Raw genomic sequence first — 25,304 nt, 5'->3', positions numbered from 1 at the left:
ATGGAACTTCTTAAGACGTTAATCTGGATTGTTAATCTCATCTCTGCCGTATCCGTTGTGGTACTGGTGCTGATGCAGCACGGCAAGGGTGCGGACATGGGTGCTGCTTTTGGTAGCGGCGCATCCGGAAGCCTTTTTGGCGCGTCTGGCTCGGCAAATTTCCTGAGCAGAACAACCGCCCTCCTCGCGATTGTTTTCTTTACGACCAGTCTCACGCTCGTTTATCTGTCTGGGGGCAGTAAAAACGAACTTGGCGTGATGGGTGGTGCGGTAGTACAAAAAACGGTACCGCAAATCCCGAGCGGTACCGCGAACAAGAATAATGCATCGGGTCCAAAGATACCCGACTGATAAAATTGACTGTGCCGACATGGTGAAATTGGTAGACACGCTATCTTGAGGGGGTAGTGGCGAAAGCTGTGTGAGTTCGAGTCTCACTGTCGGCACCACCATTAAAGCAGGCCACCGGGATTCCGGTGGCCTGTTTTGCTTGGAGCCGGGAAGGGTCAAACCTTTCCATAAAAATGGGGTATAGGGGAAATGCTGCAAAACTACTTTCCTATTCTGTTGTTCGTCATCGTCGGGTTGTTGGTCGGCGCGGGTCCGTTGCTGTTGGGTCGGATTCTTGCTCCCAATCGTCCTGATGACGCAAAACTGTCTCCGTACGAGTGCGGCTTCGAGGCTTTCGAAGACGCGCGCATGAAGTTTGACGTGCGCTTCTATCTCGTCGCCATTCTCTTCATTCTTTTCGATCTCGAAATTGCATTCATGTTTCCGTGGGCTGTCGTGCTGAAAGAGCTCGGCATGTTCGGTTTGTCGGCAATGTTTGTATTCTTGGCTATTCTCACGATTGGCTTCGTATACGTCTGGAAAAAGGGAGCATTGGAATGGGAATAGAAGGCGTTCTGGAGAAAGGTTTCATTACCACCACCGCCGATACGCTGATCAATTACACCCGCACTGGCTCGCTCTGGCCCATGACTTTCGGTCTGGCATGCTGTGCTGTGGAAATGATGCACGCTGGTGCGGCACGTTATGACCTGGACCGCTTTGGTGTGGTATTCCGCCCCAGTCCGCGTCAGTCTGACCTGATGATCGTGGCCGGCACGCTGTGCAACAAGATGGCACCGGCGCTGCGCAAGGTTTACGATCAGATGGCGGAGCCGCGCTGGGTGATTTCCATGGGTTCCTGTGCCAACGGTGGCGGCTACTATCACTACTCTTACTCTGTCGTGCGCGGTTGTGACCGGATCGTTCCGGTAGACGTGTATGTTCCCGGCTGTCCCCCGACTGCCGAGGCGCTGTTGTACGGCATCATCCAGCTGCAAAACAAAATTAAACGCACTCATACCATAGCCCGCTAAGGTAGAAACTATGGCCTCCAAACTGGAAGCGCTCAAGGCGACCGTTGAACAGGTGCTGGGCGACAAGCTCGTGTCTGCAACGCTGGCGCTGGAAGAATTGAGCATCGTCTGCAAGGCAGCGGACCTGGTGGAAGTGGCGCAGACTTTGCGCGACCACCCCTCGCTGGCGTTTGAACAATGCGTCGACTTGTGCGGCGTGGATTATCTCACCTACAAAGATTCGGCCTGGGATGGCGCGCGTTTTGCCGCCGTCTATCACCTGCTGTCGCTGACGCACAATGCGCGTCTGCGTCTGCGCGTGTTTGCCGAAGACGATGATTTCCCGGTCCTGCCCTCGGTGGTGGATGTCTGGAATGCGGCCAACTGGTACGAACGTGAAGCGTTCGACCTCTACGGCATCGTCTTCGAGGGGCACCCGGACCTGCGTCGTCTGCTGACAGACTATGGCTTCATCGGCCATCCGTTCCGCAAGGATTTCCCGCTGTCCGGTCATGTGGAAATGCGCTACGACCCGACCCAGCAGCGCGTGATCTACCAGCCCGTCACCATCGAGCCGCGCGAAATTACGCCGCGCATCATTCGCGAGGAGAACTACGGTGGCTGAGATTCGCAATTTCACTCTCAACTTCGGCCCGCAGCACCCGGCAGCGCACGGTGTGCTGCGTCTGGTGCTTGAACTCGACGGGGAAGTGATCGAACGTGCTGACCCGCACATCGGCCTGCTGCACCGCGGCACCGAAAAACTGGCCGAGCACAAGACCTTCATCCAGTCCCTGCCGTATATGGACCGTCTCGACTATGTGTCGATGATGTGCAATGAGCATGCCTACTGTCTGGCCATCGAGAAGATGGTCGGCGTCGATGTGCCGCTGCGCGCGCAATACATCCGGGTCATGTTTGCCGAGATGACGCGTATCCTGAACCACCTGTTGTGGATCGGGGCCCATGCGCTGGATATCGGTGCCATGACCATGTTCCTGTATGCCTTCCGTGAGCGTGAAGACCTGATGGACTGCTACGAGGCGGTCTCGGGTGCCCGCATGCACGCGGCCTATTTCCGTCCGGGCGGTGTGTATCGCGATCTGCCGGACAGCATGCCGCAGTACACGGTGTCGAAGATCAAGAATGCCCGCGAACTGGCCCGCCTGAACGAGCGTCGCTCCGGCACCATGCTGGACTTCATCGAAGACTTCACGCGCCGTTTCCCCAAGTGTGTCGACGAATACGAGACCTTGCTGACCGACAACCGTATCTGGAAGCAGCGGACAGTCGGCATCGGCGTTGTTTCGCCGGAGCGAGCGCTGAACCTGGGCCTGAGCGGTGCCATGCTGCGTGGTTCGGGCATCGAGTGGGATCTGCGCAAGAAACAACCCTACGATGTCTATCGCGAAGTGGATTTCGACATTCCCGTGGGCGTGAACGGCGACTGCTATGACCGTTATCTGGTGCGTATGGAAGAAATGCGTCAGTCCAACCGCATCATGGCGCAGTGCGTGGCCTGGCTGAAGCAGAACCCGGGTCCGGTGATCACCTCGGACCACAAGGTGGCCCCGCCGTCCCGCGAAGGCATGAAGAGCAATATGGAAGAGCTGATCCACCACTTCAAGCTCTTCACCGAAGGCATGCATGTGCCCGAGGGCGAGGTCTATGCCGCCACCGAGCACCCGAAGGGCGAATTCGGCATCTACCTGGTGTCCGATGGTGCCAACAAACCCTACCGACTCAAGATTCGTGCGCCGGGCTATGCCCACCTTGCCGCGCTGGACGAAATGGCGCGCGGCCACATGATCGCCGACGCCGTCGCGATCATCGGCACGCAGGATATCGTATTTGGGGAGATCGACCGCTGATGTTGTCCGCAGAATCGCTTGCCAAGATTGATATTGAGGTGGCCAAGTACCCTGCCGACCAGAAACGGTCGGCCGTGATGGGCGCGCTGCGCATTGCCCAGCAGGAAAAGGGCTGGCTCGCTACCGAGACCATCGAATTCGTTGCCACTTACCTGGGGCTGCCCCCGGTACAGGCCTACGAAGTCGCCACCTTCTACAACATGTATGACCTGCGCCCGGTCGGCAAATACAAGCTGACCATGTGCACCAACCTTCCCTGTGCGTTGCAGGGCAGCGTCAATGCTGCCGAATATCTGCAGAAGAAGCTTGGCATCGGCTTTGGCGAGACCACGGCCGACGGCAAGTTCACGCTGCTGGAAGGGGAGTGCATGGGGGCCTGCGGTGACGCCCCGGTCATGCTGGTCAACAACCACAAGATGTGCTCGAAGATGACCCCCGAAGCCATCGATAAGAAACTGGCGGAGCTGGAATAATGGCGATCTTCGTTTCTGGCGTGATTTTCGAGGGGATCGATACCACCGATCCGGATTGCTGGACTCTGCAGGCTTATCGCGCTCGCGGCGGTTACAAGGCGCTCGAGCAGATTCTGGCCAACAAGATGCCGCAGGATGATGTGGTGGCCGAGGTCAAGGCCTCCGGCCTGCGTGGTCGCGGTGGCGCCGGCTTCCCGTCCGGGCTGAAGTGGAGCTTCATGCCGCGCAGCTTCCCGGGCGACAAGTACGTCGTCTGCAACAGCGACGAGGGCGAGCCGGGCACCTTCAAGGACCGTGACATCCACCGCTACAATCCGCACGCCCTGATCGAGGGCATGATCATCGCGGGTTATGCCATGGGGACCAAGGCCGGCTACAACTACATCCACGGCGAAATCTTCGAAGAGTACGAGCGTTTCGAGCTGGCGCTGGCCGAAGCCCGCGCCGCCGGTTATCTGGGACAGAACATCCTGGGCAGCGGCTTCAACTTCGACCTGTTTGCCCATCATGGCTACGGCGCCTACATCTGCGGTGAAGAAACCGCGCTGCTGGAGTCGCTGGAAGGCAAGAAGGGGCAGCCACGCTTCAAGCCGCCGTTCCCCGCCAGCTATGGCCTGTACGGCAAGCCGACCACCATCAACAACACCGAAACCTTCGCGTCGGTGCCGTTCATCATGCGCGACGGCGCACAGAAATTCATGGACCTGGGCAAGCCGAACAACGGCGGTACCAAGCTGTTCTCGATTTCCGGCCACGTCGAGCGTCCCGGCAACTACGAAGTGCCGCTGGGCACGCCGTTCACCAAGCTGCTGGAAATGGCCGGCGGCATGAAAGGCGGCAAGAAGCTCAAGGCGGTGATTCCGGGTGGTTCCAGCGCTCCGGTACTGCCGGCAGAGATCATGATGGACCTCACCATGGACTACGATGCCATCGCCAAGGCGGGCTCCATGCTCGGCTCCGGTGCGGTGATCGTCATGAACGAGGACGTCTGCATGGTGAAGGCGCTGGAGCGTCTGGCCTACTTCTATCATGAAGAATCCTGCGGCCAGTGCACGCCGTGCCGCGAAGGCACCGGCTGGCTCTATCGCATCATCCACCGCATTGAAAACGGTGAAGGGCGTCCGGATGACCTGGAGCTCCTGACATCGATCGGCAACAACATGGCCGGACGCACCATCTGTGCGCTGGCCGATGCCGCGGTGTTCCCGGTACGAAGCTTTACCAAGCACTTCCTCAAGGAGTTCGAGTATCACATCGAACACAAGAAGTGCATGGTTGAGCATCAATGGTGTTGATCCGGCCCCTCAGGGTGCCCCTAATTCAGGTAGCTGACCGCTATGCTTGAAATCGAAATCGACGGAAAAAAACTGACGGTGCCGCAAGGCAGCACCGTAATGGATGCCGCCCACTCGGCCGGCACCTACATCCCGCACTTCTGCTATCACAAGAAACTGTCCATTGCGGCCAACTGCCGCATGTGTCTGGTGGAAGTCGAAAAAGCGCCCAAGCCGCTGCCGGCCTGTGCCACCCCGGTGACCGACGGCATGAAGGTCATGACCCACTCGCCGATGGCCAAAACGGCCCAGCAGGGGGTGATGGAGTTCCTGCTGATCAACCACCCGCTGGATTGTCCGATCTGCGACCAGGGGGGTGAGTGCCAGCTGCAGGATCTGGCCGTGGGCTATGGCAAGAGCCAGTCGCGCTATCAGGAAAGCAAGCGCACGGTCTCGCCGAAGGACATGGGTCCGCTGGTCAGCGCCGAGGAAATGGCGCGCTGTATCCACTGCACCCGCTGCGTGCGCTTCACCGAGGAAATTGGTGGCCTGCAGGAAATCGGCATGGCCAACCGCGGCGAGCACTCGGAAATCCTGCCCTTCCTCGGCCAGACCGTGAATTCGGAAATCTCCGGCAACGTCATTGACCTGTGCCCGGTCGGTGCGCTGACCTCCAAGCCGTTCCGCTACAGCACCCGTGCCTGGGAGCTGTCGCGCCGCCGCTCGGTCAGCCCGCACGATGGTCTGGGCAGCAACCTGGTGGTTCAGGTCAAGCACAACCAGGTCATGCGTGTCCTGCCGCTGGAGAACGAAGCCATCAACGAATGCTGGATCGCCGACCGTGACCGCTTCTCCTACGAAGGGCTCAATGCCGAGACCCGTCTGCAGAAGCCGATGATCAAGTACGGCGGCCAGTGGCATGAAACCGACTGGCAGACCGCACTGGAGTATGTGGTCAAGGGCCTGAAGGGTGTGGCCAACGACCATGGCAAGGATGCCATCGGTGTACTGGCCAGCCCGCATGCCACCACGGAAGAGCTGTTCCTGGTGCAGAAGCTGGCACGCAGTTTCGGCGTCAACCACATCGACTATCGTCTGCGCCGCAGCGATTTCAGCCTGGATGCCGCCCAGCAGGGCGCCCAGTGGCTGGGCAGCAGCATTGTCGATCTGGCCAATGCCAACGCCATTCTGGTCATCGGCAGTACCCAGCGTCAGGAACAGCCGCTGCTGGCCTCGCGACTGCGTCAGGCCGTCAAGAAGGGGGCTCAGCTCAACGTGCTGCACGTCGTCAGCGAAAACTTGCTGACCCCGCTGCATGCCCGTCTGACCGTGTCTCCGGCCGCGCTGGTCAATGGCCTGGCTCAGGTCCTGAAGGCGGTTGCCGCTGCCAAGGGTGAAACCCTGACCGCGGACCTGTCTGCCGTACAGGTATCGACCGAGGCGCAGCGCATCGCCGACAGTCTGTGTGGCGCCGAGCGTGCTGCGCTGCTGCTGGGCAATGTGGCGCAACATCATCCGGCCTTCGGTCAGCTGTGGACCCTGGCGCAGGAGATTGCCCGTCTGACCGGTGCCAGCTTTGGCCTGAGCGCCGAAGCGGCCAACAGTGTTGGCGCTGAACTGGTTGGTGCCGTGCCATTCCGTGGCGCACTGGGTCAGGCTGTTACCGCCGGCGACAACGCGGCCGCCATGATTGCCAAGCCGCGCAAGGCCTATGTACTGCTGCAGACCGAGGTCGAGTTCGACAGCTACAACCCGCAGGCTGCCCTGGCGGCCATGAAGTCGGCTGAAACCGTGATCGCCATGACCAGCTTCAAGACCGCCGGTCTGCTGGACTACGCCGATGTGCTGCTGCCGGTGGCGCCGTTCAGCGAAACCGCCGGTTCGTTCATCAATATGGAAGGCCGACTGCAGACCTTCAATGGTGTGGTCCGTCCGCTGGGCGATACCCGTCCGGCCTGGAAGGTGCTGCGTGTCCTGGGTGGCCTGCTGGGGCTGAGCGGCTTCGAATACACCTCGGTGGAAGAAGTCCGTGCCGAGTGGCAAGGCCTGGGTGAACTGACCGCGGCACTGAACAATGCGGTCACGCCGCTGGGTATCGACGCCAGCGTCAAGGCCGGTCTGAGCCGCATCGGAGAAGTGCCGATGTATCAGGCGGATGCGATCAGCCGTCAGGCCCCGTCGCTGCAGCAAACCGTCTGGGCGGCCCGTCCGCATGCGACGGCGCACAGCAGCGTGCTGGCCGCCGCCGGCGTGAACGCCGGCAGTGAAGTGACCGTCCGTCAGGGCGAGGGCGCCGTCAAGGTGCGTATCGAGGCCGATGACAGCCTGCCGCCGGACGCCCTGCGTCTGGCCACGGCCCATGCGGACACGATCGCCCTGGGCGGCATGTTTGACCCGATCCAGATTACACAGGGGTAAACCATGGAGCTACTGCAAACCTATTTCGGCACACAGCTCGGGTACGTGATCTGGACCCTGCTGAAGATCATCGTCATCGTTGCGCCGATGATGATCGCCGTTGCCTACCTGACCTACGCCGAGCGCAAGGTCATCGGCTATATCCAGGTCCGTATCGGGCCGAACCGGGTCGGCCCGCTCGGGCTGCTGCAGCCGATTGCCGACGGCATCAAGCTGCTGATGAAGGAAATCATCCTGCCTGCCAAGTCGAGCAAGGGGCTTTTCCTGCTGGCGCCGGTGCTGTCGATCATGCCGGCCATGGCCGCCTGGGCGGTGGTGCCGTTTACCGACCATCTGGTGCTGGCCAATACCAATGCCTCGCTGCTGTACATCATGGCCATCACCTCGATGGGGGTGTATGGCGTGATCATCGCCGGCTGGGCGGGCAACTCCAAGTACTCGTTCCTGGGCGGCATGCGTTCCGCGGCCCAGATCGTTTCCTACGAAATCGCCATGGGCTTTGCCCTGGTGGGGGTACTGATGGTGTCCGGCAGTCTGAACCTGGTGGATATCGTCAAGCAGCAGGGTCACGGCATTGCCGGCGGCTCGATCCTGTCCTGGAACTGGTTGCCGCTGTTCCCGCTGTTCATTGTCTATCTGGTCTCCGGTGTCGCCGAAACCAACCGCGCCCCGTTTGACGTGGCCGAAGGGGAGTCGGAAATCGTCGCCGGCTTCCACGTGGAATACTCCGGCATGGCATTTGCGATCTTCTTCCTGGCCGAGTACGCCAACATGATCCTGGTGTCGGCCCTGACCTCGCTGATGTTCCTCGGGGGCTGGCTGTCGCCGTTCCCGGCGAGCTGGGGTCTGCTGGGGGCCGGCGGCTTCTTCTGGATGGCTGCCAAGATGTCGTTTGTGCTGTTCTGCTTCCTGTGGTTCCGGGCCACCTTCCCGCGTTATCGCTATGACCAGATCATGCGTCTGGGCTGGAAGGTCTTTATTCCCGTAACGCTGGTATGGGTGGCGGTGCTGGGCGCTTGGATGATGAGCCCGGTTTCCCTCTGGAACTGATACTTTAGGCAAAGAGCATGGAATCGATTCGCAAGTTTTTCAAAACCTTCCTGCTGGTCGAGCTGGTACAGGGCCTGATGCTGACCGGGCGCCATCTGTTTGCGCGCAAGATCACCGTCCAGTATCCGGAAGAGAAGACCCCGCAGTCTCCGCGTTTCCGCGGCCTGCACGCCCTGCGCCGATATCCCAACGGCGAAGAGCGCTGCATTGCCTGCAAACTGTGCGAGGCGGTGTGCCCGGCGATGGCGATCACCATCGAGTCGGACCAGCGCGAGGACGGTACCCGCCGTACTACCCGCTACGACATCGATCTGATCAAGTGCATTTACTGCGGTTTCTGTGAAGAAGCCTGTCCGGTAGACGCCATCGTGGAAACCCACATTCTTGAATTCCACGGCGAGAAGCGTGGCGACCTCTACTACACCAAGCCCATGCTGCTGGCCATCGGTGACAAGTACGAGGCCGAAATCGCTGCCAACAAGGCAGCCGACGCCAAGTACCGCTAAGGGGGACGCATGAGCTTTACTACGGTTGTTTTCTACATCCTGTCGGCCATCCTGCTGGTGGCGGCGTTCCGCGTGATCACCGCCAAGAACCCGGTGCATGCGGCGCTCTACCTGGTGCTGGCCTTCTTCACCGCCGCCGGTCACTGGATTCTGCTGGAGTCCGAGTTTCTGGCCATCGCCCTGGTGCTGGTCTATGTCGGCGCGGTCATGGTGCTGTTCCTGTTCGTGGTGATGATGCTCGACATCGACATCGAGAAACTGCGCGAGGGCTTCTGGAAGAACTTCCCGCTGGCCGGCACCATCGCCATCATCATGGCCGGTGAAATGGCGCTGATTCTCGGCAGCCCGGAAGCCGGTCTGAAGACCTATCCCGCGCGCGCCGCGCTGGCCGCCGATTTCAGCAATATCCGCGAGCTGGGTCTGCAGATGTATACCCACTACATGTTTGCGACCGAACTGGCCTCGGTGGTGCTGCTGCTGGCGATTGTCGCCGCGATTGCCCTGACCCAGCGCAAGCGCAAGGACACCAAGGTGATGAATGTGGCCGACCAGGTTGCCGTCAAGGCGTCCGACCGGGTCCGTGTCGTCAAAATGGCCGCGACGCCGGTGGAAACCGTCGCCGCTGCCGATGATCAACCTCAGGCCTGACGGCCACCATTGAAAAAGGAGGAATCGTGCTGACACTCACACACTTCCTGGTGCTGGCCGCGATCCTGTTTGCCATCAGCGTGCTCGGGATTTTCCTGAACCGTAAAAACATCATCGTGCTGCTGATGTCGATCGAGTTGATGCTGCTGGCGGTGAACTGCAACTTCATCGCTTTCTCGCATTACCTGTCGGATACCGCCGGGCAGATCTTCGTCTTCTTCATCCTGACCGTCGCCGCCGCCGAGTCGGCCATCGGTCTGGCGATTCTGGTGGTGCTGTTCCGCAATCTGCGCACCATCAACGTGGAAGACCTGGGCAGCCTCAAGGGCTAACGCATAACCAAAAGACAAAGCAGACAACATGGATATGAAAACCCTACTACTGCTGATCGCCCTGGCGCCGCTGGCCGGGTCGCTCATTGCAGGCCTGTTTGGCTGGGCGATCGGCCGGCGTGCTGCGCACGTGGTGACCATCACCGGCGTGGCGATTTCCGCCATCCTGTCGCTTCAGGTCCTTTCCGGCTTCGTTTCCGGGCATGCCCCGGTATTCAACGAGCCGGTCTACACCTGGCTGACGGTGAACGGCAATACCTACTCGGTCGGCTTCCAGATCGATGCCCTGTCGGCGATGATGATGGCCGTGGTGACCAGCGTGTCGCTGATGGTTCACATCTACACCATCGGCTACATGCAGGATGACCCGGGCTACCAGCGCTTCTTCAGCTATATCTCGCTGTTTACCTTCTCCATGCTGATGCTGGTGATGAGCAACAACTTCATCCAGCTGTTCTTCGGCTGGGAAGCCGTGGGCCTGGTGTCCTACCTGCTGATCGGTTTCTGGTTCAAGCGCCCGACGGCCATCTTTGCCAACCTGAAGGCCTTCCTGGTCAACCGCGTCGGCGACTTCGGCTTCCTGCTGGGCATTGGGCTGGTGCTGGCCTATTTCGGCGGCTCGCTGAACTACAACGATGTGTTTGCTGCCGCTCCGGCGCTGGCAGGCAAGACCATCGAGATCATCCCCGGCCAGTCCTGGTCGCTGATGACCGTGACCTGCATCCTGCTGTTCGTCGGCGCCATGGGTAAATCCGCCCAGTTTCCGCTGCACGTCTGGCTGCCGGACTCGATGGAAGGCCCGACCCCGATCTCGGCGCTGATCCACGCTGCCACCATGGTGACGGCCGGTATCTTCATGGTGGCGCGCATGAGCCCGCTGTTCGAGCTGTCCGATACCGCCCTGAACTTCGTCATGGTCATCGGCTCGATTACTGCCCTGTTCATGGGCTTCCTCGGGGTGGTGCAGAACGACATCAAGCGTGTGGTGGCTTACTCGACCCTGTCGCAGCTCGGCTACATGACCGTTGCGCTGGGGGCCTCGGCCTACTCGGTGGCAGTGTTCCACGTCATGACCCACGCGTTCTTCAAGGCGCTGCTGTTCCTGGCTGCCGGTTCCGTCATCATCGGCATGCACCACGACCAGGACATGCGCAATATGGGCGGTCTGCGCAAGTACATGCCGATCACCTGGATCACTTCGCTGATCGGCTCCCTGGCCCTGATCGGTACACCGTTCTTCGCCGGCTTCTACTCGAAGGACTCGATCATCGAAGCCGTCAATCAGTCGCATCTGCCGGCAGCCGGTTTTGCCAGCTTTGCCCTGACGGCCAGTGTCTTCGTGACCGCGCTGTATTCCTTCCGCCTGTACTTCATGGTGTTCCATGGTCCGGAGCGCTGGAAGCAGAAGGCTCACCATCACGAGGATCATCATGATGACGAACATCATCACGGCCTGGGCCCGAATGACAATCCGCACGAATCGCCGTGGGTCGTGACCCTGCCGCTGGTGCTGCTGGCCATTCCGTCGGTGGTGATCGGTTATCTGGCCATTGGCCCGCTGGTGTTTGGTGACTTCTTCCATGGCGCAATCTTCATCGATGCCATCAAGCATCCGGGTCTGTCGCACCTGGGCGAAGAGTTCCACGGCCCGGTTGCCATGGCGCTGGAGTCGCTGCACTCGCTGCCGCTGTGGCTGGCTGCGGCTGGTGTCCTTGCCGCCTGGATCGGCTATATGAAGGCGCCGCACCTGCCGGAGCAGATTCGCAGCCGTGTCAATGGCCTCTATCAGCTGCTGGTCAACAAGTACTACCTGGATGAGCTGTACTTCGCCGTGTTCGCCAAGGGGGCGCGTGCGCTGGGGAATGCGTTCTGGAAGATCGGCGACATGCTGCTGATCGACGGACTGGTGGTCAACGGCTCTGCCGCGCTGGTCGCTGCTTTCTCGCGCACCATCCGCAAGTTGCAGACCGGCTTCATCTACAGCTACGCCGCCACCATGATTCTGGGCGTGCTGGCACTGATGACTTACTGGTTCGCCCCGCTGATCTTGCGCTGAGCCACGAACAACCGGGATTGAAATAATAAAGGTTCGACTATGTTGACTCATGTTTTAAGTCTGGTGATCTGGGTGCCGATTCTGTTCGGCCTGCTGGTCCTGGCAACCGGCGGTGACAGCCGGGCAGGGCTGGCACGCTGGATTGCCGTGGTCGGTGCGCTGGCGGGTTTCCTGCTGTCGCTGCCCCTGTTCTTCAACTTCACCGAACTGCACGGCGGTATGCAGTTCGAAGAGATGCACGGCTGGATTGATGCGCTGAACATCAACTATCACCTCGGGGTGGACGGCATTTCCATGCTGTTCGTGGTGCTCAACAGCTTTACCACCCTGCTGGTGGTGATTGCCGGCTGGGAAGTGATCCAGAAGCGTACTGCGCAGTACATGGCGGCATTCCTGATCATGTCCGGTCTGATCAACGGGGCGTTTGCCGCGCTGGATGCCATCCTGTTCTATGTCTTCTTCGAAGGCATGCTGATCCCGATGTACCTGATCATCGGTGTCTGGGGCGGTCCGCGTCGGGTGTATGCCTCGATCAAGTTCTTCCTGTACACGCTGCTGGGTTCGCTGCTGATGCTGGTGGCCTTCATCTACCTGTACGGCAAGGCGGGCAATACCTTCGAGATCTCTGCCTTCCAGGATCTGCGTATCCCGATGGGCATCCAGCTGATGCTGTTTACCGCCTTCTTCCTGTCCTTCGCCGTGAAGGTGCCGATGTGGCCGGTGCATACCTGGTTGCCGGATGCGCACGTGGAAGCGCCGACAGGTGGCTCGATGGTGCTGGCGGCCATCACCCTGAAGATCGGTGCCTACGGTTTCCTGCGTTTTGCTCTGCCCATCGTGCCGGATGCCTCGCGTTATCTGTCCGGTTTCATGGTGACCCTGTCGCTGATCGCCGTGGTGTACATCGGCCTGGTGGCGCTGGTGCAGAGCGACATGAAAAAGCTGGTGGCCTATTCGTCGATTTCCCACATGGGTTTCGTGACCCTGGGGATCTTCATGTTCGCCGGCAACACCCAGAACGTGTATGCCGTCGAAGGCGCACTGATCCAGATGGTGTCGCACGGCTTCGTGTCCGCCGCGATGTTTATGTCGATCGGTGTCATGTATGACCGCATGCACAGCCGCAACATCGGTGACTATGGCGGTGTGGCCAACAAGATGCCGATCTTTGCCTCCTTCATGATGCTGTTTGCCATGGCCAATGCCGGCCTGCCGGCGACCTCGGGCTTCGTGGGCGAGTTCATGGTCATTCTCGGTGCCGAGCAGGTGAACTTCTGGTATGCCGCGCTGGCCGCCACCACGCTGATTTTCGGCGCTGCCTACACGCTGTGGATGTTCAAGCGGGTGATCTTCGGCGAAGTGGCCAACGACCATGTCGCCGAGTTGAAGGACATCAACAAGCGCGAATTCCTGGTGCTGGCGCTGTTGGCGCTGACCGTGCTCGGCATGGGTCTGTATCCGCAGGCCTTTATCGACAAGATGCACCCGGCGGTGAACGACCTGATTGCCCATGTGGCGCAAAGCAAGCTGTAAGGCAAGGAAAACACAATGAACTGGGCTACCCTGAACCTGATGCCAGCCTTGCCCGAGCTGTTCATGCTCGCGGCGGTGCTGCTGATTCTTGTGATCGACATGCTGTTGCCGGACGAACGTCGTGACATCACTTATGGCCTGAGCCTGCTGACGCTGGCTGGCTGTGCCGTGATGCAGTACCTCGCCTGGACTGCCGTGCCGGTTGAAACCTTCCAGAAAATGTTTGTTGCCGATCCCTTGTCCGGCATCATCAAGTTCTTCCTATATGGCGTGACCGCCGCCGTGCTGGTGTACTCGCGCCAGTACATCGCCGACCGCCAGATGTTCAAGGGCGAGTTCTACACCCTGACGCTGTTTGCCCTGCTCGGCATGAATGTCATGGTTTCGGCCAGCCACTTCATGACGCTGTACATCGGGCTGGAGCTCCTGTCGCTGGCGCTGTATGCCCTGATTGCGCTGCGTCGTGACTCGGTGTCTGCGACCGAGGCGGCCATGAAATACTTTGTGCTCGGTGCGCTGGCTTCCGGTCTGCTGCTGTACGGCATGTCGATGGTGTATGGTGCCACCGGTTCGCTGGAAATCGGCCGCATTGCCCAGGTGATCGCCAGCGGCAACGGTAATACCGTGCTGCTGATCTTCGGCGTGGTGTTCCTGGTGGCCGGCCTGTGCTTCAAGCTGGGCGCCGTGCCGTTCCACATGTGGGTGCCCGACGTTTACCAGGGCTCGCCGACGGCCGTAACCCTGATGATTGGCGCCGCGCCGAAGCTGGCGGCCTTCGTGTTCCTGGTGCGCATCCTTGGCGAAGCCATGGGGCCGCTGCTGTCGCAATGGCAAGGCATGCTGGTGATCGTCGCCGTGCTGTCGATGGCCATCGGTAACATCACCGCCATCGTCCAGACCAACATCAAGCGCATGCTGGCCTATTCGACCATCTCGCACATGGGTTTCCTGCTGGTCGGTTTCCTGACCGGTAATGCCGATGGCTTCTCCTCGGCCATGTACTACGCCATCATCTATGTGCTGATGTCGCTGGCGGCCTTCGGGGTTCTGCTGGCGCTGTCGCGTGCCGGGTTTGAGTGCGAGAAGGTGGCGGATCTGAAGGGGCTGAACCAGCGCAACAGCTGGTATGCCTTCCTGATGCTGCTGGTCATGTTCTCGATGGCGGGCATCCCGCCGCTGGCCGGCTTCTATGCCAAGTTTGCCGTGATCCGTGCGGCGCTCAGCGTAGGCATGGTGCCCCTGGCGGTGTTTGCCGTGCTGATGTCGCTGATTGGTGCCTTCTACTATCTGCGCGTGGTCAAGGCCATGTACTTTGACGCCGCAGAAGACGACAGCGCCATCGTGGTACGGGCCGACATGCGTCTGGTGCTGTCGCTCAATGCCTTGGCCCTGCTGGTGCTCGGCATCCTGCCGCAGCAACTGGTTGCCCTGTGCATGGATGCCGTCAAGCAATCGCTGACGGCGCTGTAAGGAGCGATCATGCAAGCCAGTGTTGCGGTGTTGCTGATCGTGGCCGTTCTGGCGGCCAACCTGCCATTCGCCCTGCCGCGTATCGGCGGGGTGGTGGCGGTGGCGCACAAGCATTTCGGCTGGCGCCTGCTGGAGCTGGTTGTGCTTTATCTGCTGGTCGGGCTGTTTGCCCGACTGCTCGAATCACGGCTGATGCCGGTACATGAGCAGAACTGGCAGTTCTATGCCAGCACCTTCGCCCTGTTTGTGGTCTTTGCCTTTCCTGGATTTGTCTGGCGCTATTTCTGGCGACAGCCGCACTGAAGCACATCGGGCCTGGCCCGATGTGCTTTCCCTCACCCCTGTCCTTCCTCTCGACCACCGGTCGCACACGCTCTGTCTGATTGCATAACGCTTAGTGGCCGTTTATGACGATCTGTAGCGATTTTGTATAAATCGTTTATACTATCTACCTTTTTTTAAATTGTTTCTCATTGTCTTGGAGAGGGTAGATGCTCAACAGCAGACAGGCGAAGTCGTTTTTTGCGGTTGCGGCCCTGGCCGCATTGTTGGCCGGCTGTGCCACGGAGAGTTCGCAGTCATTGGCGGTGACGCAGGTTACCAGTGCCAGTCAGCCGTATACCGGCGTGCGTTCGCCGATTGCTGTCGGCAAATTTGATAACCGATCAAGCTTCATGCGCGGGATTTTCTCCGACGGGATCGACCATGTTGGCTCTCAGGCCAAGACCATTCTGATCACCCACCTGCAGCAGACCAATCGCTTCAATGTGCTCGACCGCGACAATATGGCGGAAATCAAGCAGGAAGCCGGTTTGAAAAAACAAGCTCAGTCGCTCAAGGGTGCTGATTATGTCATTACCGGTGATGTGACCGAGTTTGGTCGCAAGGAAGTGGGGGATGATCAGCTGTTCGGTCTGCTGGGCAGCGGCAAGCAACAAATTGCTTATGCCAAGGTGAGTTTGAACGTCGTAAACACCCACACTTCCGAAGTCGTCTACTCGAGCATGGGGGCGGGTGAATACAAGCTGTCGAATCGTGAAGTGCTCGGTTTTGGCGGGACGGCCAGCTACGACTCAACCTTGAATGGCAAGGTACTCGATCTGGCCATTCGCGAAGCCGTCAACCGCCTGGTCGACGGTATTCAGTCGGGTGCCTGGCAGCCGGCAAAACCCTAATTCACGGATGCAAGCAAGATGAAATCGACCATGCAGAAACGTTCGGGTCTGGTGTTGGGCCTCATCGCCAGTGTCATGCTGTGTGCCTGCGCCTCACAGCCGGATACGCTCTATCAATGGGAAGGTTATCAGTCGCACGTGTACAGCTATCTGCGTGCGGACTCCGGTACCAGCCCGGACAAGCAGATTCAGGAGATGGAAGCGGAGTTGCAGAAGATCCGCGCCAGGGGAAAGACGCCGCCTCCCGGCTACTATGCGCATTTGGGCATGCTGTATGCCAATGTCGGTAACACCGCCATGATGGCGCAGAATTTTCAGGTGGAAGAAAAGCTGTTCCCCGAGTCTGCACCCTATCTGGACTATCTGATGTCCAAAGTGAAGAAATAAGAGATCAACATGTTCAAATCCATGTGCAAATATCTTGCCCTGGCCTCCATGCTGGGTTTTCTTGCGGGTTGTGCCACTGAGCCGCCGAAACAGCTGGATTACACCGCCTATAAGAAGAGTAACCCGCACTCGATTCTGGTTTTGCCGCCGATCAGCAAGGCGACCGATGTGAATGCCGGCAACGGCGTGCTCGCTCAAGTCACCTATCCCCTGGCAGAGGCAGGCTACTATGTCCTGCCCGTCGGTCTGGTCTCTGAGACATTCAAGCAAAATGGCCTGACCACGGCGGATGATATTCATCAGGTGCCACTGGCCAAGCTGCGCCAGATTTTTGGTGCAGACGCTGTGCTGTATATCGAGGTCAGCAAATATGGCGTCAGCTACCAGGTACTGGATAGTGTTGCCTCGGTCAGTGTTTCCGCCCGGTTGGTGGATCTGAGAAGTGGTGCCACCTTGTGGACCGGCTCTGCGCAGGCCTCCGATGCCGAGAACAACAACAATAACAATGATCTGCTGGTTCAACTGGTCAGTGCCGCCATCAAGCAGATTGCCAAAAAGGTGACGGATGCTACCTATCCGGTAGCGGGGGTGGCGGATCAGCGCCTGCTCGAGCCTGGCCGGTTCAACGGCATTCTGTACGGGCCGCGCTCACCGAAATACATGGCCCAGTAATGCACTGATTGTTGCCCTGATATAAAAAGCCCTCTGCATGCAGAGGGCTTTTTTCGGATCAGTAAATCGGCGGCTGTCCTTCTGGCCTGGTCTTGAATCGCTTGTGCAGCCAGAAATACTGATCCGGCTGTTCGCGAACCCGCGCTTCCAGGAAATCGTTCATACGCTGAGTATCGGCAGACACATCTTCGCTGGGGAAGTTGTCCCAGGCAGGATAGAACTCCAGTTCGCAGCGATTACCCACTCGGCGGGCGATGGCCGGTACCACCTTGGCGCGCGCCAGTTGGCTGATGCGCGACAAACCGGTGATGGTGGCGGTCTCGATGCCAAAAAACCGGGCGAAAATCGAGTCGCGCGCACCATAGTCCTGATCCGGCAGGTAGAGGAAGGGGACATGGTTCTTGCGCATGGCCTTGATGATCGGCCGCAGTCCTTCCTGGCGTGAAACGATGAATGCATTGTTGTACCGCTGGCGACCCTGGTAAATCATGGCATCCAGCGTATCGTTCTTCTGGGCGGAATAGACGCTGACCAGCGGCAGATGCTGATTGAGGGCAAACACACACATTTCGAAACCGACAAAATGCGGGTAGAACAGGATGACATCCTGCCCCTGCTCGCGCAGATCGGTGACGTAGTGCAGGTTCTTGATGTCCACCAGTCGGTCCAGCCGTTCGGCCGAACTCCACCAGACGACGCCGTATTCCAGTACCAGCCGCAGCATGTAACGGAAATTGTTGCGCAGCATGCGCTTGTGTTCGGCGTCACTCAGTTCGGGGAAGCACAGGCGCAGGTTGATCATACCGACACGGCGGCGATCTGCGGCCAGCAGATAGGCCACACTGCCCAGCAACCAGGCGAGTGCGCCAATCACCGGCATCGGCAGAAAGCGGATCAGCCACAGCAGGGCAAAGGCGATTCTCATGGGGATCCTTCTTGCCCGGCCGGCTGTTCGACACCTGCCGGGCATTTGTAGCGGTTATAACTCCACAGATATTGCAGTGGGCATTCCGTGATCAGGGTCTCAACCGCATGGTTGAGGATGGCGGCATCCTGATCCCGTTCACCGGTGAACGGCTGGGGCAAGGGGCGGATGTGAACTTTGAATCCTTGACCTCTCGCCAGTCGTTCTCCATAAAACAACAAGGTCTCCACACCCTTGAGCTGGGCCAGGCGCGGCACCAGGGTCATGGTATAGGCGGGTTGTCCGAAGAAGGGCGCCCAGACGCCTTCTCCATTGCCGGGAACCTGATCCGGCAAAATGATGGTGGCTTCGCCTGCCTTGAGTGCTTTCATCAGCACGCGCACGCCAGCGCCGGTTGCCGGCGCCGTTTTGCCCTTGCCCCTGGCGCGGCCGGCATTCATGACCGGTTCAAGCCAGGATAACTTGGGCGGGCGATACATGGCGGTCAGCGGAAAGGGCAGGCGATGGCTGATATAGCGGCCGGCAATATCATAGCTGCCCAGATGCGGCGTGACGAAGACAATGCCATGGCCAGCGCTGATCGCCTTTTCGACATGCTCCCAGCCGTCGCATGCCTTGACCATGCGGGCAATGTCGCGCGGTTCGCGACACCAGGCGATGGCCAGCTCCAGCGCGCCCTTGCCGGTTTCTTCTGCGCACTGTTTGACTGCGTCGCGGGAAAGCTGATAATTTGGAAGAATTTTACTATCTTCAAGATTTTTCGCCATGCGGGCACGGAATGAGCCTGACAGTGTCAGGGTCATGCGGCCGAGCAGGGCACCCAACACCTGCAACCATGCCAGAGGCAGGCGGGCAAGCAGGGTAAGCAGTAGTTTGACCAGCGAAGCCATGGTAGGGATTTGAGTCGCATTAAAGCGGCGTATTTTATCATCACGAATGCAGATTATTCGGAAAGCAGATCAAAATGAGTGAATATTTGTTTACGTCCGAGTCGGTCTCGGAGGGCCATCCGGACAAGGTTGCCGACCAGATTTCCGACGCCATCCTTGACGCGATCCTGCGCGAAGACAAATTCGGCCGCGTGGCTGCGGAAACGCTGGTGAATACCGGCCTGGTCGTGCTGGCCGGTGAAATTACCACCCATGCCAACATCGATTACATCCAGGTGGCGCGTGAGACCATCAAGCGTATCGGCTACGACAATTCCGAGCTGGGCTTCGATTATCACGGTTGTGCGGTGATGGCCTGCTACGACAAGCAGTCGCCGGATATTGCCCAGGGCGTCAACGAAGGCCAGGGGCTGGATCTCGATCAGGGTGCCGGTGACCAGGGCCTGATGTTCGGTTACGCCTGCGACGAGACCCCGACGCTGATGCCGTTCCCGATCTATTATTCGCATCGCCTGATGCAACGCCAGGCCGAGCTGCGCAAGGATGGTCGTCTGCCATGGCTGCGTCCGGATGCCAAGAGCCAGATCACCTGCGTCTACGACAGTGCCACCGGCCTGCCAAAGCGTATCGAAACCGTGGTGCTGTCGACTCAGCACAGCCCGGACATCGATCACAAGACCCTGACCGAAGCCGTCATTGAAGACATCGTCAAGCCGGTCCTGCCGCCGAATATGCTGACGGCAGAAACCAAGTTCCTGATCAACCCGACTGGCCGCTTCGTGATTGGCGGCCCGATGGGCGATTGCGGTCTGACTGGCCGCAAGATCATCGTCGATACCTACGGTGGTGCCGCGCCGCATGGTGGCGGTGCCTTCTCCGGCAAGGATCCGTCCAAGGTTGACCGTTCTGCCGCCTATGCCGGTCGCTATGTGGCCAAGAACATCGTGGCCGCCGGTCTGGCGCGTCAGTGCCAGATTCAGGTTTCCTACGCCATCGGTGTGTCGCAGCCGACCTCGATTGCCGTGGATACCTTCGGTACCAACCGCATTCCCAATGAGCAGATCGTTGAGCTGGTCAAGCGCCACTTCGACCTGCGTCCGAAGGGCATCGTACAGATGCTGGACCTGCTGCGTCCGATCTACAGCAAGACCGCGGCCTATGGCCACTTCGGTCGCGAAGAGCCGGAGTTTACCTGGGAGCGTACCGACAAGGCCGAAGCCCTGAAAGCCGACGCCGGGCTGTAATCCGCTTATTTCCGGGAAGCGCTGCGAGACGGACAACGTCCCAGGCCCGGTTCAAAACGGCGCTTACCTGACAATCCGTGCCGGGGTGCGGGATGTAGGTAAGCGCATCTCCCCCTCGGCCGCGTGTAAAGGAACACACGATGGCTGAATTCACTGATTTTCTGGTTGCCGATATCCAGCAAGCGGCCTGGGGCCGCAAGGAACTGAGCATCGCCGAGACCGAGATGCCGGGTCTGATGGCCTTGCGCGAAGAGTATCGTCATCAGCAGCCGCTGCGCGGTGCGCGCATTGCCGGCTCCCTGCACATGACCATTCAGACCGGCGTGCTGATCGAGACGCTGGTGGCCCTCGGTGCCGATGTGCGCTGGGCGTCGTGCAATATCTTCTCCACCCAGGACCATGCCGCCGCGGCGATTGCCGCCGCCGGGATTCCGGTGTTTGCCTTCAAGGGTGAAAGCCTGGACGAGTACTGGGAATATACCCACCGCATTTTCGAGTGGCCGGCCGGCCAGTCCGCCAACATGATTCTGGATGATGGCGGCGATGCCACCTTGCTGTTGATGCTGGGCGCACGGGCCGAACAGGATCGCAGCGTTCTGGCCCATCCGTCCAACGATGAGGAAACCGCGCTGTTTGCCGCGATCAAGCGTCATCTGGAAGTGGATGGCCAGTGGTATTCCAAGCGTCTGGTCCAGATCAAGGGCGTGACCGAAGAAACGACCACGGGTGTGCATCGTCTGTACCAGTTGCACAAGGAGGGGCGCCTGCCGTTCCCGGCCTTCAACGTCAACGACTCAGTGACCAAGTCCAAGTTCGACAACCTGTACGGTTGCCGTGAATCGCTGGTCGATGGCATCAAGCGTGCGACTGATGTGATGATTGCCGGCAAGGTGGCCGTCGTGGCGGGCTATGGCGATGTCGGCAAGGGTTGTGCTCAGAGTCTGCGTGGCCTGGGGGCGACTGTCTGGGTGACGGAGATTGACCCGATCTGCGCCCTGCAGGCGGCCATGGAAGGCTATCGCGTGGTACGCATGGAAGATGTTGCTGACAAGGCGGACATTTTTGTCACCGCCACCGGTAACGTCAACGTGATCAATCACGCCCACATGAAGGCCATGCGCAACCAGGCCATCGTGTGCAATATCGGCCATTTCGATTCGGAAATCGAAGTGTCCAGCCTGCGTCAGTACCAGTGGGAAAACATCAAGCCACAGGTTGATCACATCATCTTCCCGGACGGCAAACGCATTATCCTGCTGGCCGAAGGGCGCCTGGTCAATCTGGGTTGCGCCACCGGTCACCCGAGTTTCGTCATGTCCAACTCGTTTACCAATCAGGTGCTTGCCCAGATCGAACTGTTCGTTAATGGCGACCAGTATCAAAAGCAGGTGTATGTCTTGCCCAAGCATCTGGACGAGAAGGTGGCGCGCTTGCACCTCAAGCGCATTGGCGCCCAGCTGACTGAACTGAGCAATGAGCAGGCCAACTATATTGGCGTGCCGCAAAACGGTCCGTACAAGCCCGATCACTATCGTTATTAATGCCTGACCCGGGGAGGGAGACCACAGTCGTGGTTCTATAATCAGAGTCTCCCCCCCGTCTGATCAATCCGACAAAGAGAGAGCCCGAGGAGCGCATGGCCGAACGGACATCCAATTTCAGTTTCGAATTTTTCCCGCCCAAGACGCCCGAGGGCATGACTCGTCTGCAGAACACGCTGATGCAGCTGGCTCCGCTGAAGCCGGAGTTCTTTTCGGTGACCTTCGGTGCCGGTGGCAGCACCCGCGAAGGAACCCTGGCGACGGTGCAAGAGATCCGTTCGCGCGGACTGGCTGTGGCGCCGCATCTGTCCTGCATCGGTTCGACCCGCGACAATATCCGGGCTTTGCTGGACGAGTATCGTTCCCATGGCGTCCGCCACATCGTGGCCCTGCGCGGAGACATGCCCAGCGGCATGGTCGAGGCTGGGGAGTTTCGCTATGCCAACGAACTGGTGGCTTTTATCCGCGAAGAACATGGCGAGCATTTTCATATCGAGGTGGCGGCTTATCCGGAATTCCATCCTCAGGCGCGTTCCGCCGAGGATGATCTGAATAACTTTGTGCGCAAGATTCATGCAGGCGCCGACTCGGCCATCACGCAGTACTTTTTCAACATCGACAGCTATCTGCGCTTTGTTGATGAGGTGCGCGCCCGTGGCGTGGATGTGCCGATCGTGCCGGGCATCATGCCAATCAGCAATTTCAGTCAGATGTGCCGTTTCTCTGATGCCTGCGGCACGGAAGTGCCGCGCTGGCTGAGGCTGCGCATGCAGGCTTACGGGGACGATGTCGCTTCGGTGCGAGCCCTGGGGCTGGATGTCGTGACCGAGCTGTGTGACCGTCTGTTGCAGGCCGGTGCGCCAGGGTTGCACTTCTATACGCTGAATCAGGCTGGCGTGGTCTCAACCATCTGGCAGCGACTAGGCTTGTAATAGCCATGATCTAACAAGGGGCTTAGGCCCCTTTTTTTGTTTTATGCTGCGGCGCGTCGTAAAAAAGACACACACAAAATCATGGGGTTGATGAGGTGATAGCGGCCTGATTTCATGGCTTTGCATAATTTATAATTATTTAATGTTATTTGGGATGAATAGCGAAATCATGCAAAACCATTGACCTTGCAATGAGGGGCGGATATCTTTGATTTACCGGCAAATAAAAGCCATATAAGGCACCTGCCGGTTTTTCACTCAAGGAGAGTTACCATGATCAAGCTTCTGTCCCAACTGCAACACGCCTGGTCCGTTTACCATCGCCAAGGCCGCCGCTATGCCCGCTAATCCTGGGGATGGCAAACGAAACGGGCGACAGTGATGTCGCCCGTTGTCATTTGAGCCCCAGGATAAAGGCTCGTTGTGCGCAATGGTCATACAACCATATTGTTTTTTAGTTTTTTGGATTATTCAGATTAGTCCTATCGAGTGATGGGGCGCTGCGGGCTAAAGTTCTGTCTGACAGCGCGGCCGTGCTTTTGTCCGGCAAGTCTCTACCCCTATATCGAAGGAGAACAATATGTTTGTATCGTTCATCAATGCCATCAAACTGGCTTGGCAGCACTACCAGAACCATCGTCGCGTAGCCCGCTAAGCCGCGATGCATAAAGAAAACGGCCGCTCCTTCCGGAAGCGGCCGTTTTCTTTATGCCGGTACCGTTCAGCCTGTGCAGTTGCGTCCGGAGGCCTTGGCGCGGTATAGCCCGGCGTCGGCCTCGGCAATCATCTGATCGATGCTGCTGTGGTTTGCCGTGTCCAGGGCGGCAATCCCCAGGCTGATGGTGAGACGGTCTGCGACACGCGAGCTGGCGTGGGGCAGGTTCAGTTCCCAGACCGCCTGTCGCAGCGCTTCGGCGCGTGACCTGACGGCCTGGGCGTCCAGTCCCGGCAGCAGCACGGCAAATTCCTCCCCGCCGATTCGCGCGGCCAGTTCGCCCGGATAAACGAAGAAACGCGTCAGCAGGGCAGCGAGCTGCTGCAGGCATTGATCTCCCGCCAGGTGACCGTAGTGGTCGTTGTATTCCTTGAAGAAGTCGATATCCAGCATGATCAGCCCGAGGGGCTCCGCCTTGCGGCGCGCCTTGTCGAAGGCCTGACGCTTTTCTTCGTCAAAGTGACGGCGGTTGGCCAGTCCGGTCAGGCTATCGCTCAAGGCCATGCGTGCCAGGTTGGCATTGGCCTGCTCCAGTTGCTGCTGCGTTTCGGACAGATCTTGCAGCTGCTGGCAGCGGATAATCATGTTGGCAAACATATCGGCCAGCAAACGGGCCTGAACCAACTCTTCCTCCTGCCATTGTCTGGCATGGCGCAGCATGTCACAGCCGAAGACGCCGACCGGGTGGCCGAGGTAGTCGATGCGGATCATCAGCATGCTCTGGATCGCATCCTGCGCGCTGGCCAGATCTGCCTGCGGGAGTGACTGGCAGTGCGGCAGGTTCAGCACGCCCTCGCGCATCAGGGTGGCGAATAATGATGGCCGTGCCGTCAGGGGAGCAAATCCCAGTCCCTCCTTGCCGCTGTCGATCCCTGGTGCCTGCCACTCGTGCACCATGCTGACGATTTGCAGGTGATCGACGCCGATCAGGTAGCAGCGATCGACATCCATGAACTGACCAATCTGCATCAGGGCCTGCGACATGGCCAGATTCACTTCTGCCAGCGGGATGTTGATGAAGCGTGAGGAAATCGCCGAGACCAGTTGCTGGAAATTCAGCAGCCTGTCCAGCTGCGCGGTGCGTTCTTCCACCCGGCGTGCCAGCTCATCGCGCGCCTGGGTCAGGGCGGTTTCATAACGCTCGCGGTCGGCCAGATGGCTGTTGATGCTGGTGCGCATGGCATTGAACGACGCCAGCAACTGGGTCATCTCGTCTTCGATATGGCTGGGATAGTTCAGGCGAAACGTCGGTGTCGCCTCGCCAGGCCGGAAGGTACGTGCCGCCTGGGCCAGCTGCTGGACCGGCAAGACGAAGCGGCGGCGCAGAATAAAGACGATCAGCAGTGCCAGTGCCGTGAAGTCGAGGACACGCTGCGCCATGCTGCTGAGCAGATCGTTGACGATTTCGCTTTGAACCGGCTTGTTGGAGACGAACAGTGTCAGCGTGCCGAGTGACTCGCGGGTGCCGTGATTGAGGTGAACGTCCAGGTGGTAGACGTTGTGGGGGGCGTTGCCGGCATGCGGGCTGTCATAGCGCAGGCGCTGCCCCAGGCGTGTCTCCAGAATGACTGATTCGACGCCATTGATGGCGCTGATGCTGGCCAGTTCCTTCTGGGTGGTGTTGAGTTCGACATCCCAGACGCTCTGCGCCAGCAGCGGCATGTACAGGGTGTTGACCGTCTCCGGGATCTCGGCGAGGCGTTTCTGGCCGTGATAAAACAGCAGGCCGGCGCGTACGGCACTGACCAGAAGCCAAAACAGAACCGCATAGAGCAGGATCTGCTGCAGCACCTGTATTGCCAGCGGTTTGAAACGCATCCGACGCCCTTGCTGGATGACCCGCATCCAC

General features: G+C 59.3%; 25 protein-coding genes and 1 tRNA gene. 23 read left to right on the top strand and 3 right to left on the bottom strand.

Features of this window, described 5'->3' with window-relative positions; translation table 11 throughout:
• From secG to AACH39_RS08400, 20 genes are all read left to right on the top strand, one after another.
• On the top strand, positions 1–351 hold the full coding sequence (secG, locus tag AACH39_RS08495) for a preprotein translocase subunit SecG (RefSeq protein ID WP_215780934.1): 351 nt from the start codon (positions 1–3) through the stop codon (positions 349–351).
• Between the two features lie 13 nt (positions 352–364).
• Positions 365–449 (top strand) — tRNA-Leu (locus tag AACH39_RS08490).
• A 91-nt stretch (positions 450–540) separates the two neighbouring features.
• On the top strand, positions 541–897 hold the full coding sequence (locus tag AACH39_RS08485; RefSeq protein ID WP_215780936.1) for an NADH-quinone oxidoreductase subunit A: 357 nt from the start codon (positions 541–543) through the stop codon (positions 895–897).
• Positions 888–1,364: an NADH-quinone oxidoreductase subunit B gene (locus tag AACH39_RS08480; protein WP_215780938.1), complete on the top strand. Its 477-nt coding sequence runs from the start codon at positions 888–890 to the stop codon at positions 1,362–1,364. Before AACH39_RS08485 ends, AACH39_RS08480 begins: the two co-directional genes overlap by 10 nt.
• A 10-nt stretch (positions 1,365–1,374) precedes the next feature.
• Positions 1,375–1,968 carry an NADH-quinone oxidoreductase subunit C gene (locus AACH39_RS08475; RefSeq protein WP_215780941.1) on the top strand — a complete coding sequence of 198 codons (594 nt, stop codon included), beginning with the start codon at positions 1,375–1,377 and terminating at the stop codon, positions 1,966–1,968.
• On the top strand, positions 1,961–3,214 hold the full coding sequence (locus AACH39_RS08470) for an NADH-quinone oxidoreductase subunit D (protein ID WP_215780943.1): 1,254 nt from the start codon (positions 1,961–1,963) through the stop codon (positions 3,212–3,214). Before AACH39_RS08475 ends, AACH39_RS08470 begins: the two co-directional genes overlap by 8 nt.
• Positions 3,214–3,687, top strand: coding sequence for an NADH-quinone oxidoreductase subunit NuoE (nuoE, locus tag AACH39_RS08465; RefSeq protein WP_215780946.1), 474 nt, complete (start codon positions 3,214–3,216; stop codon positions 3,685–3,687). Before AACH39_RS08470 ends, nuoE begins: the two co-directional genes overlap by 1 nt.
• Positions 3,687–4,982, top strand: a complete 1,296-nt coding sequence (nuoF, locus tag AACH39_RS08460) for an NADH-quinone oxidoreductase subunit NuoF (protein ID WP_215780948.1) — start codon at positions 3,687–3,689, stop codon at positions 4,980–4,982. The genes nuoE and nuoF overlap by 1 nt, the downstream gene beginning before the upstream one ends.
• A 42-nt stretch (positions 4,983–5,024) precedes the next feature.
• Positions 5,025–7,379 carry an NADH-quinone oxidoreductase subunit NuoG gene (gene nuoG, locus AACH39_RS08455; RefSeq protein WP_215780950.1) on the top strand — a complete coding sequence of 785 codons (2,355 nt, stop codon included), beginning with the start codon at positions 5,025–5,027 and terminating at the stop codon, positions 7,377–7,379.
• A gap of 3 nt (positions 7,380–7,382) precedes the next feature.
• Positions 7,383–8,429 (top strand): NADH-quinone oxidoreductase subunit NuoH, encoded by a 1,047-nt coding sequence (nuoH, locus tag AACH39_RS08450; protein ID WP_215780952.1) that lies wholly within the window; start codon positions 7,383–7,385, stop codon positions 8,427–8,429.
• 17 nt (positions 8,430–8,446) lie between these two features.
• The gene (nuoI, locus tag AACH39_RS08445; RefSeq protein WP_215780954.1) at positions 8,447–8,935 is read left to right on the top strand and encodes an NADH-quinone oxidoreductase subunit NuoI; all 489 of its coding nucleotides are present in this window, start codon (positions 8,447–8,449) and stop codon (positions 8,933–8,935) included.
• Positions 8,936–8,944: 9 nt separating this feature from the next.
• On the top strand, positions 8,945–9,583 hold the full coding sequence (locus AACH39_RS08440; RefSeq protein WP_338621259.1) for an NADH-quinone oxidoreductase subunit J: 639 nt from the start codon (positions 8,945–8,947) through the stop codon (positions 9,581–9,583).
• Positions 9,584–9,609: 26 nt separating this feature from the next.
• A complete protein-coding gene (gene nuoK, locus AACH39_RS08435; protein ID WP_243729367.1) occupies positions 9,610–9,915 on the top strand; it encodes an NADH-quinone oxidoreductase subunit NuoK in 306 nt (101 codons plus the stop codon).
• A 28-nt stretch (positions 9,916–9,943) separates the two neighbouring features.
• On the top strand, positions 9,944–11,971 hold the full coding sequence (nuoL, locus tag AACH39_RS08430; RefSeq protein WP_215780959.1) for an NADH-quinone oxidoreductase subunit L: 2,028 nt from the start codon (positions 9,944–9,946) through the stop codon (positions 11,969–11,971).
• 39 nt (positions 11,972–12,010) lie between these two features.
• Positions 12,011–13,504 carry an NADH-quinone oxidoreductase subunit M gene (locus tag AACH39_RS08425; protein ID WP_215780961.1) on the top strand — a complete coding sequence of 498 codons (1,494 nt, stop codon included), beginning with the start codon at positions 12,011–12,013 and terminating at the stop codon, positions 13,502–13,504.
• 15 nt (positions 13,505–13,519) lie between these two features.
• Positions 13,520–14,974, top strand: coding sequence for an NADH-quinone oxidoreductase subunit NuoN (nuoN, locus tag AACH39_RS08420; protein ID WP_338621258.1), 1,455 nt, complete (start codon positions 13,520–13,522; stop codon positions 14,972–14,974).
• Positions 14,975–14,983: 9 nt separating this feature from the next.
• The gene (locus AACH39_RS08415) at positions 14,984–15,277 is read left to right on the top strand and encodes a DUF2818 family protein (protein WP_338621257.1); all 294 of its coding nucleotides are present in this window, start codon (positions 14,984–14,986) and stop codon (positions 15,275–15,277) included.
• A gap of 188 nt (positions 15,278–15,465) precedes the next feature.
• Positions 15,466–16,149 (top strand): CsgG/HfaB family protein, encoded by a 684-nt coding sequence (locus AACH39_RS08410; protein ID WP_215780967.1) that lies wholly within the window; start codon positions 15,466–15,468, stop codon positions 16,147–16,149.
• 30 nt (positions 16,150–16,179) lie between these two features.
• Positions 16,180–16,536 (top strand): DUF4810 domain-containing protein, encoded by a 357-nt coding sequence (locus AACH39_RS08405; protein WP_252346164.1) that lies wholly within the window; start codon positions 16,180–16,182, stop codon positions 16,534–16,536.
• Between the two features lie 9 nt (positions 16,537–16,545).
• On the top strand, positions 16,546–17,208 hold the full coding sequence (locus AACH39_RS08400) for a DUF799 domain-containing protein (RefSeq protein ID WP_252346165.1): 663 nt from the start codon (positions 16,546–16,548) through the stop codon (positions 17,206–17,208).
• 58 nt (positions 17,209–17,266) lie between these two features.
• Here the strand turns inward: AACH39_RS08400 and AACH39_RS08395 are convergent, their stop codons facing one another.
• Both AACH39_RS08395 and AACH39_RS08390 read right to left on the bottom strand, forming a co-directional pair.
• A complete protein-coding gene (locus tag AACH39_RS08395; protein ID WP_338621255.1) occupies positions 17,267–18,133 on the bottom strand; it encodes a lipid A biosynthesis lauroyl acyltransferase in 867 nt (288 codons plus the stop codon).
• Positions 18,130–19,023, bottom strand: a complete 894-nt coding sequence (locus tag AACH39_RS08390; protein WP_215780974.1) for a lysophospholipid acyltransferase family protein — start codon at positions 19,021–19,023, stop codon at positions 18,130–18,132. Before AACH39_RS08390 ends, AACH39_RS08395 begins: the two co-directional genes overlap by 4 nt.
• Positions 19,024–19,097: 74 nt before the next feature.
• Here AACH39_RS08390 and metK point away from each other — a divergent pair, with 74 nt between their 5' ends.
• The 3 genes from metK to metF all read left to right on the top strand — a co-directional run bounded on the left by metK (position 19,098) and on the right by metF (position 22,740).
• Positions 19,098–20,267: a methionine adenosyltransferase gene (gene metK / locus AACH39_RS08385; RefSeq protein ID WP_215780976.1), complete on the top strand. Its 1,170-nt coding sequence runs from the start codon at positions 19,098–19,100 to the stop codon at positions 20,265–20,267.
• Between the two features lie 140 nt (positions 20,268–20,407).
• Positions 20,408–21,808, top strand: a complete 1,401-nt coding sequence (gene ahcY / locus AACH39_RS08380; protein ID WP_215780979.1) for an adenosylhomocysteinase — start codon at positions 20,408–20,410, stop codon at positions 21,806–21,808.
• Positions 21,809–21,903: 95 nt separating this feature from the next.
• The gene (gene metF / locus AACH39_RS08375; RefSeq protein WP_215780981.1) at positions 21,904–22,740 is read left to right on the top strand and encodes a methylenetetrahydrofolate reductase [NAD(P)H]; all 837 of its coding nucleotides are present in this window, start codon (positions 21,904–21,906) and stop codon (positions 22,738–22,740) included.
• Between the two features lie 721 nt (positions 22,741–23,461).
• On the opposite strand, the gene AACH39_RS08370 is transcribed toward metF, so the two are convergent.
• Positions 23,462–25,273, bottom strand: coding sequence for a diguanylate cyclase (locus AACH39_RS08370; protein ID WP_338621254.1), 1,812 nt, complete (start codon positions 25,271–25,273; stop codon positions 23,462–23,464).
• Between the last annotated feature and the right edge of the window lie 31 nt (positions 25,274–25,304).

The organism is Paludibacterium flexuosum, assembly GCF_037076605.1.
Taxonomy (GTDB): domain Bacteria; phylum Pseudomonadota; class Gammaproteobacteria; order Burkholderiales; family Chromobacteriaceae; genus Paludibacterium.
This window is presented reverse-complemented; position numbering and strand designations above follow the sequence as displayed.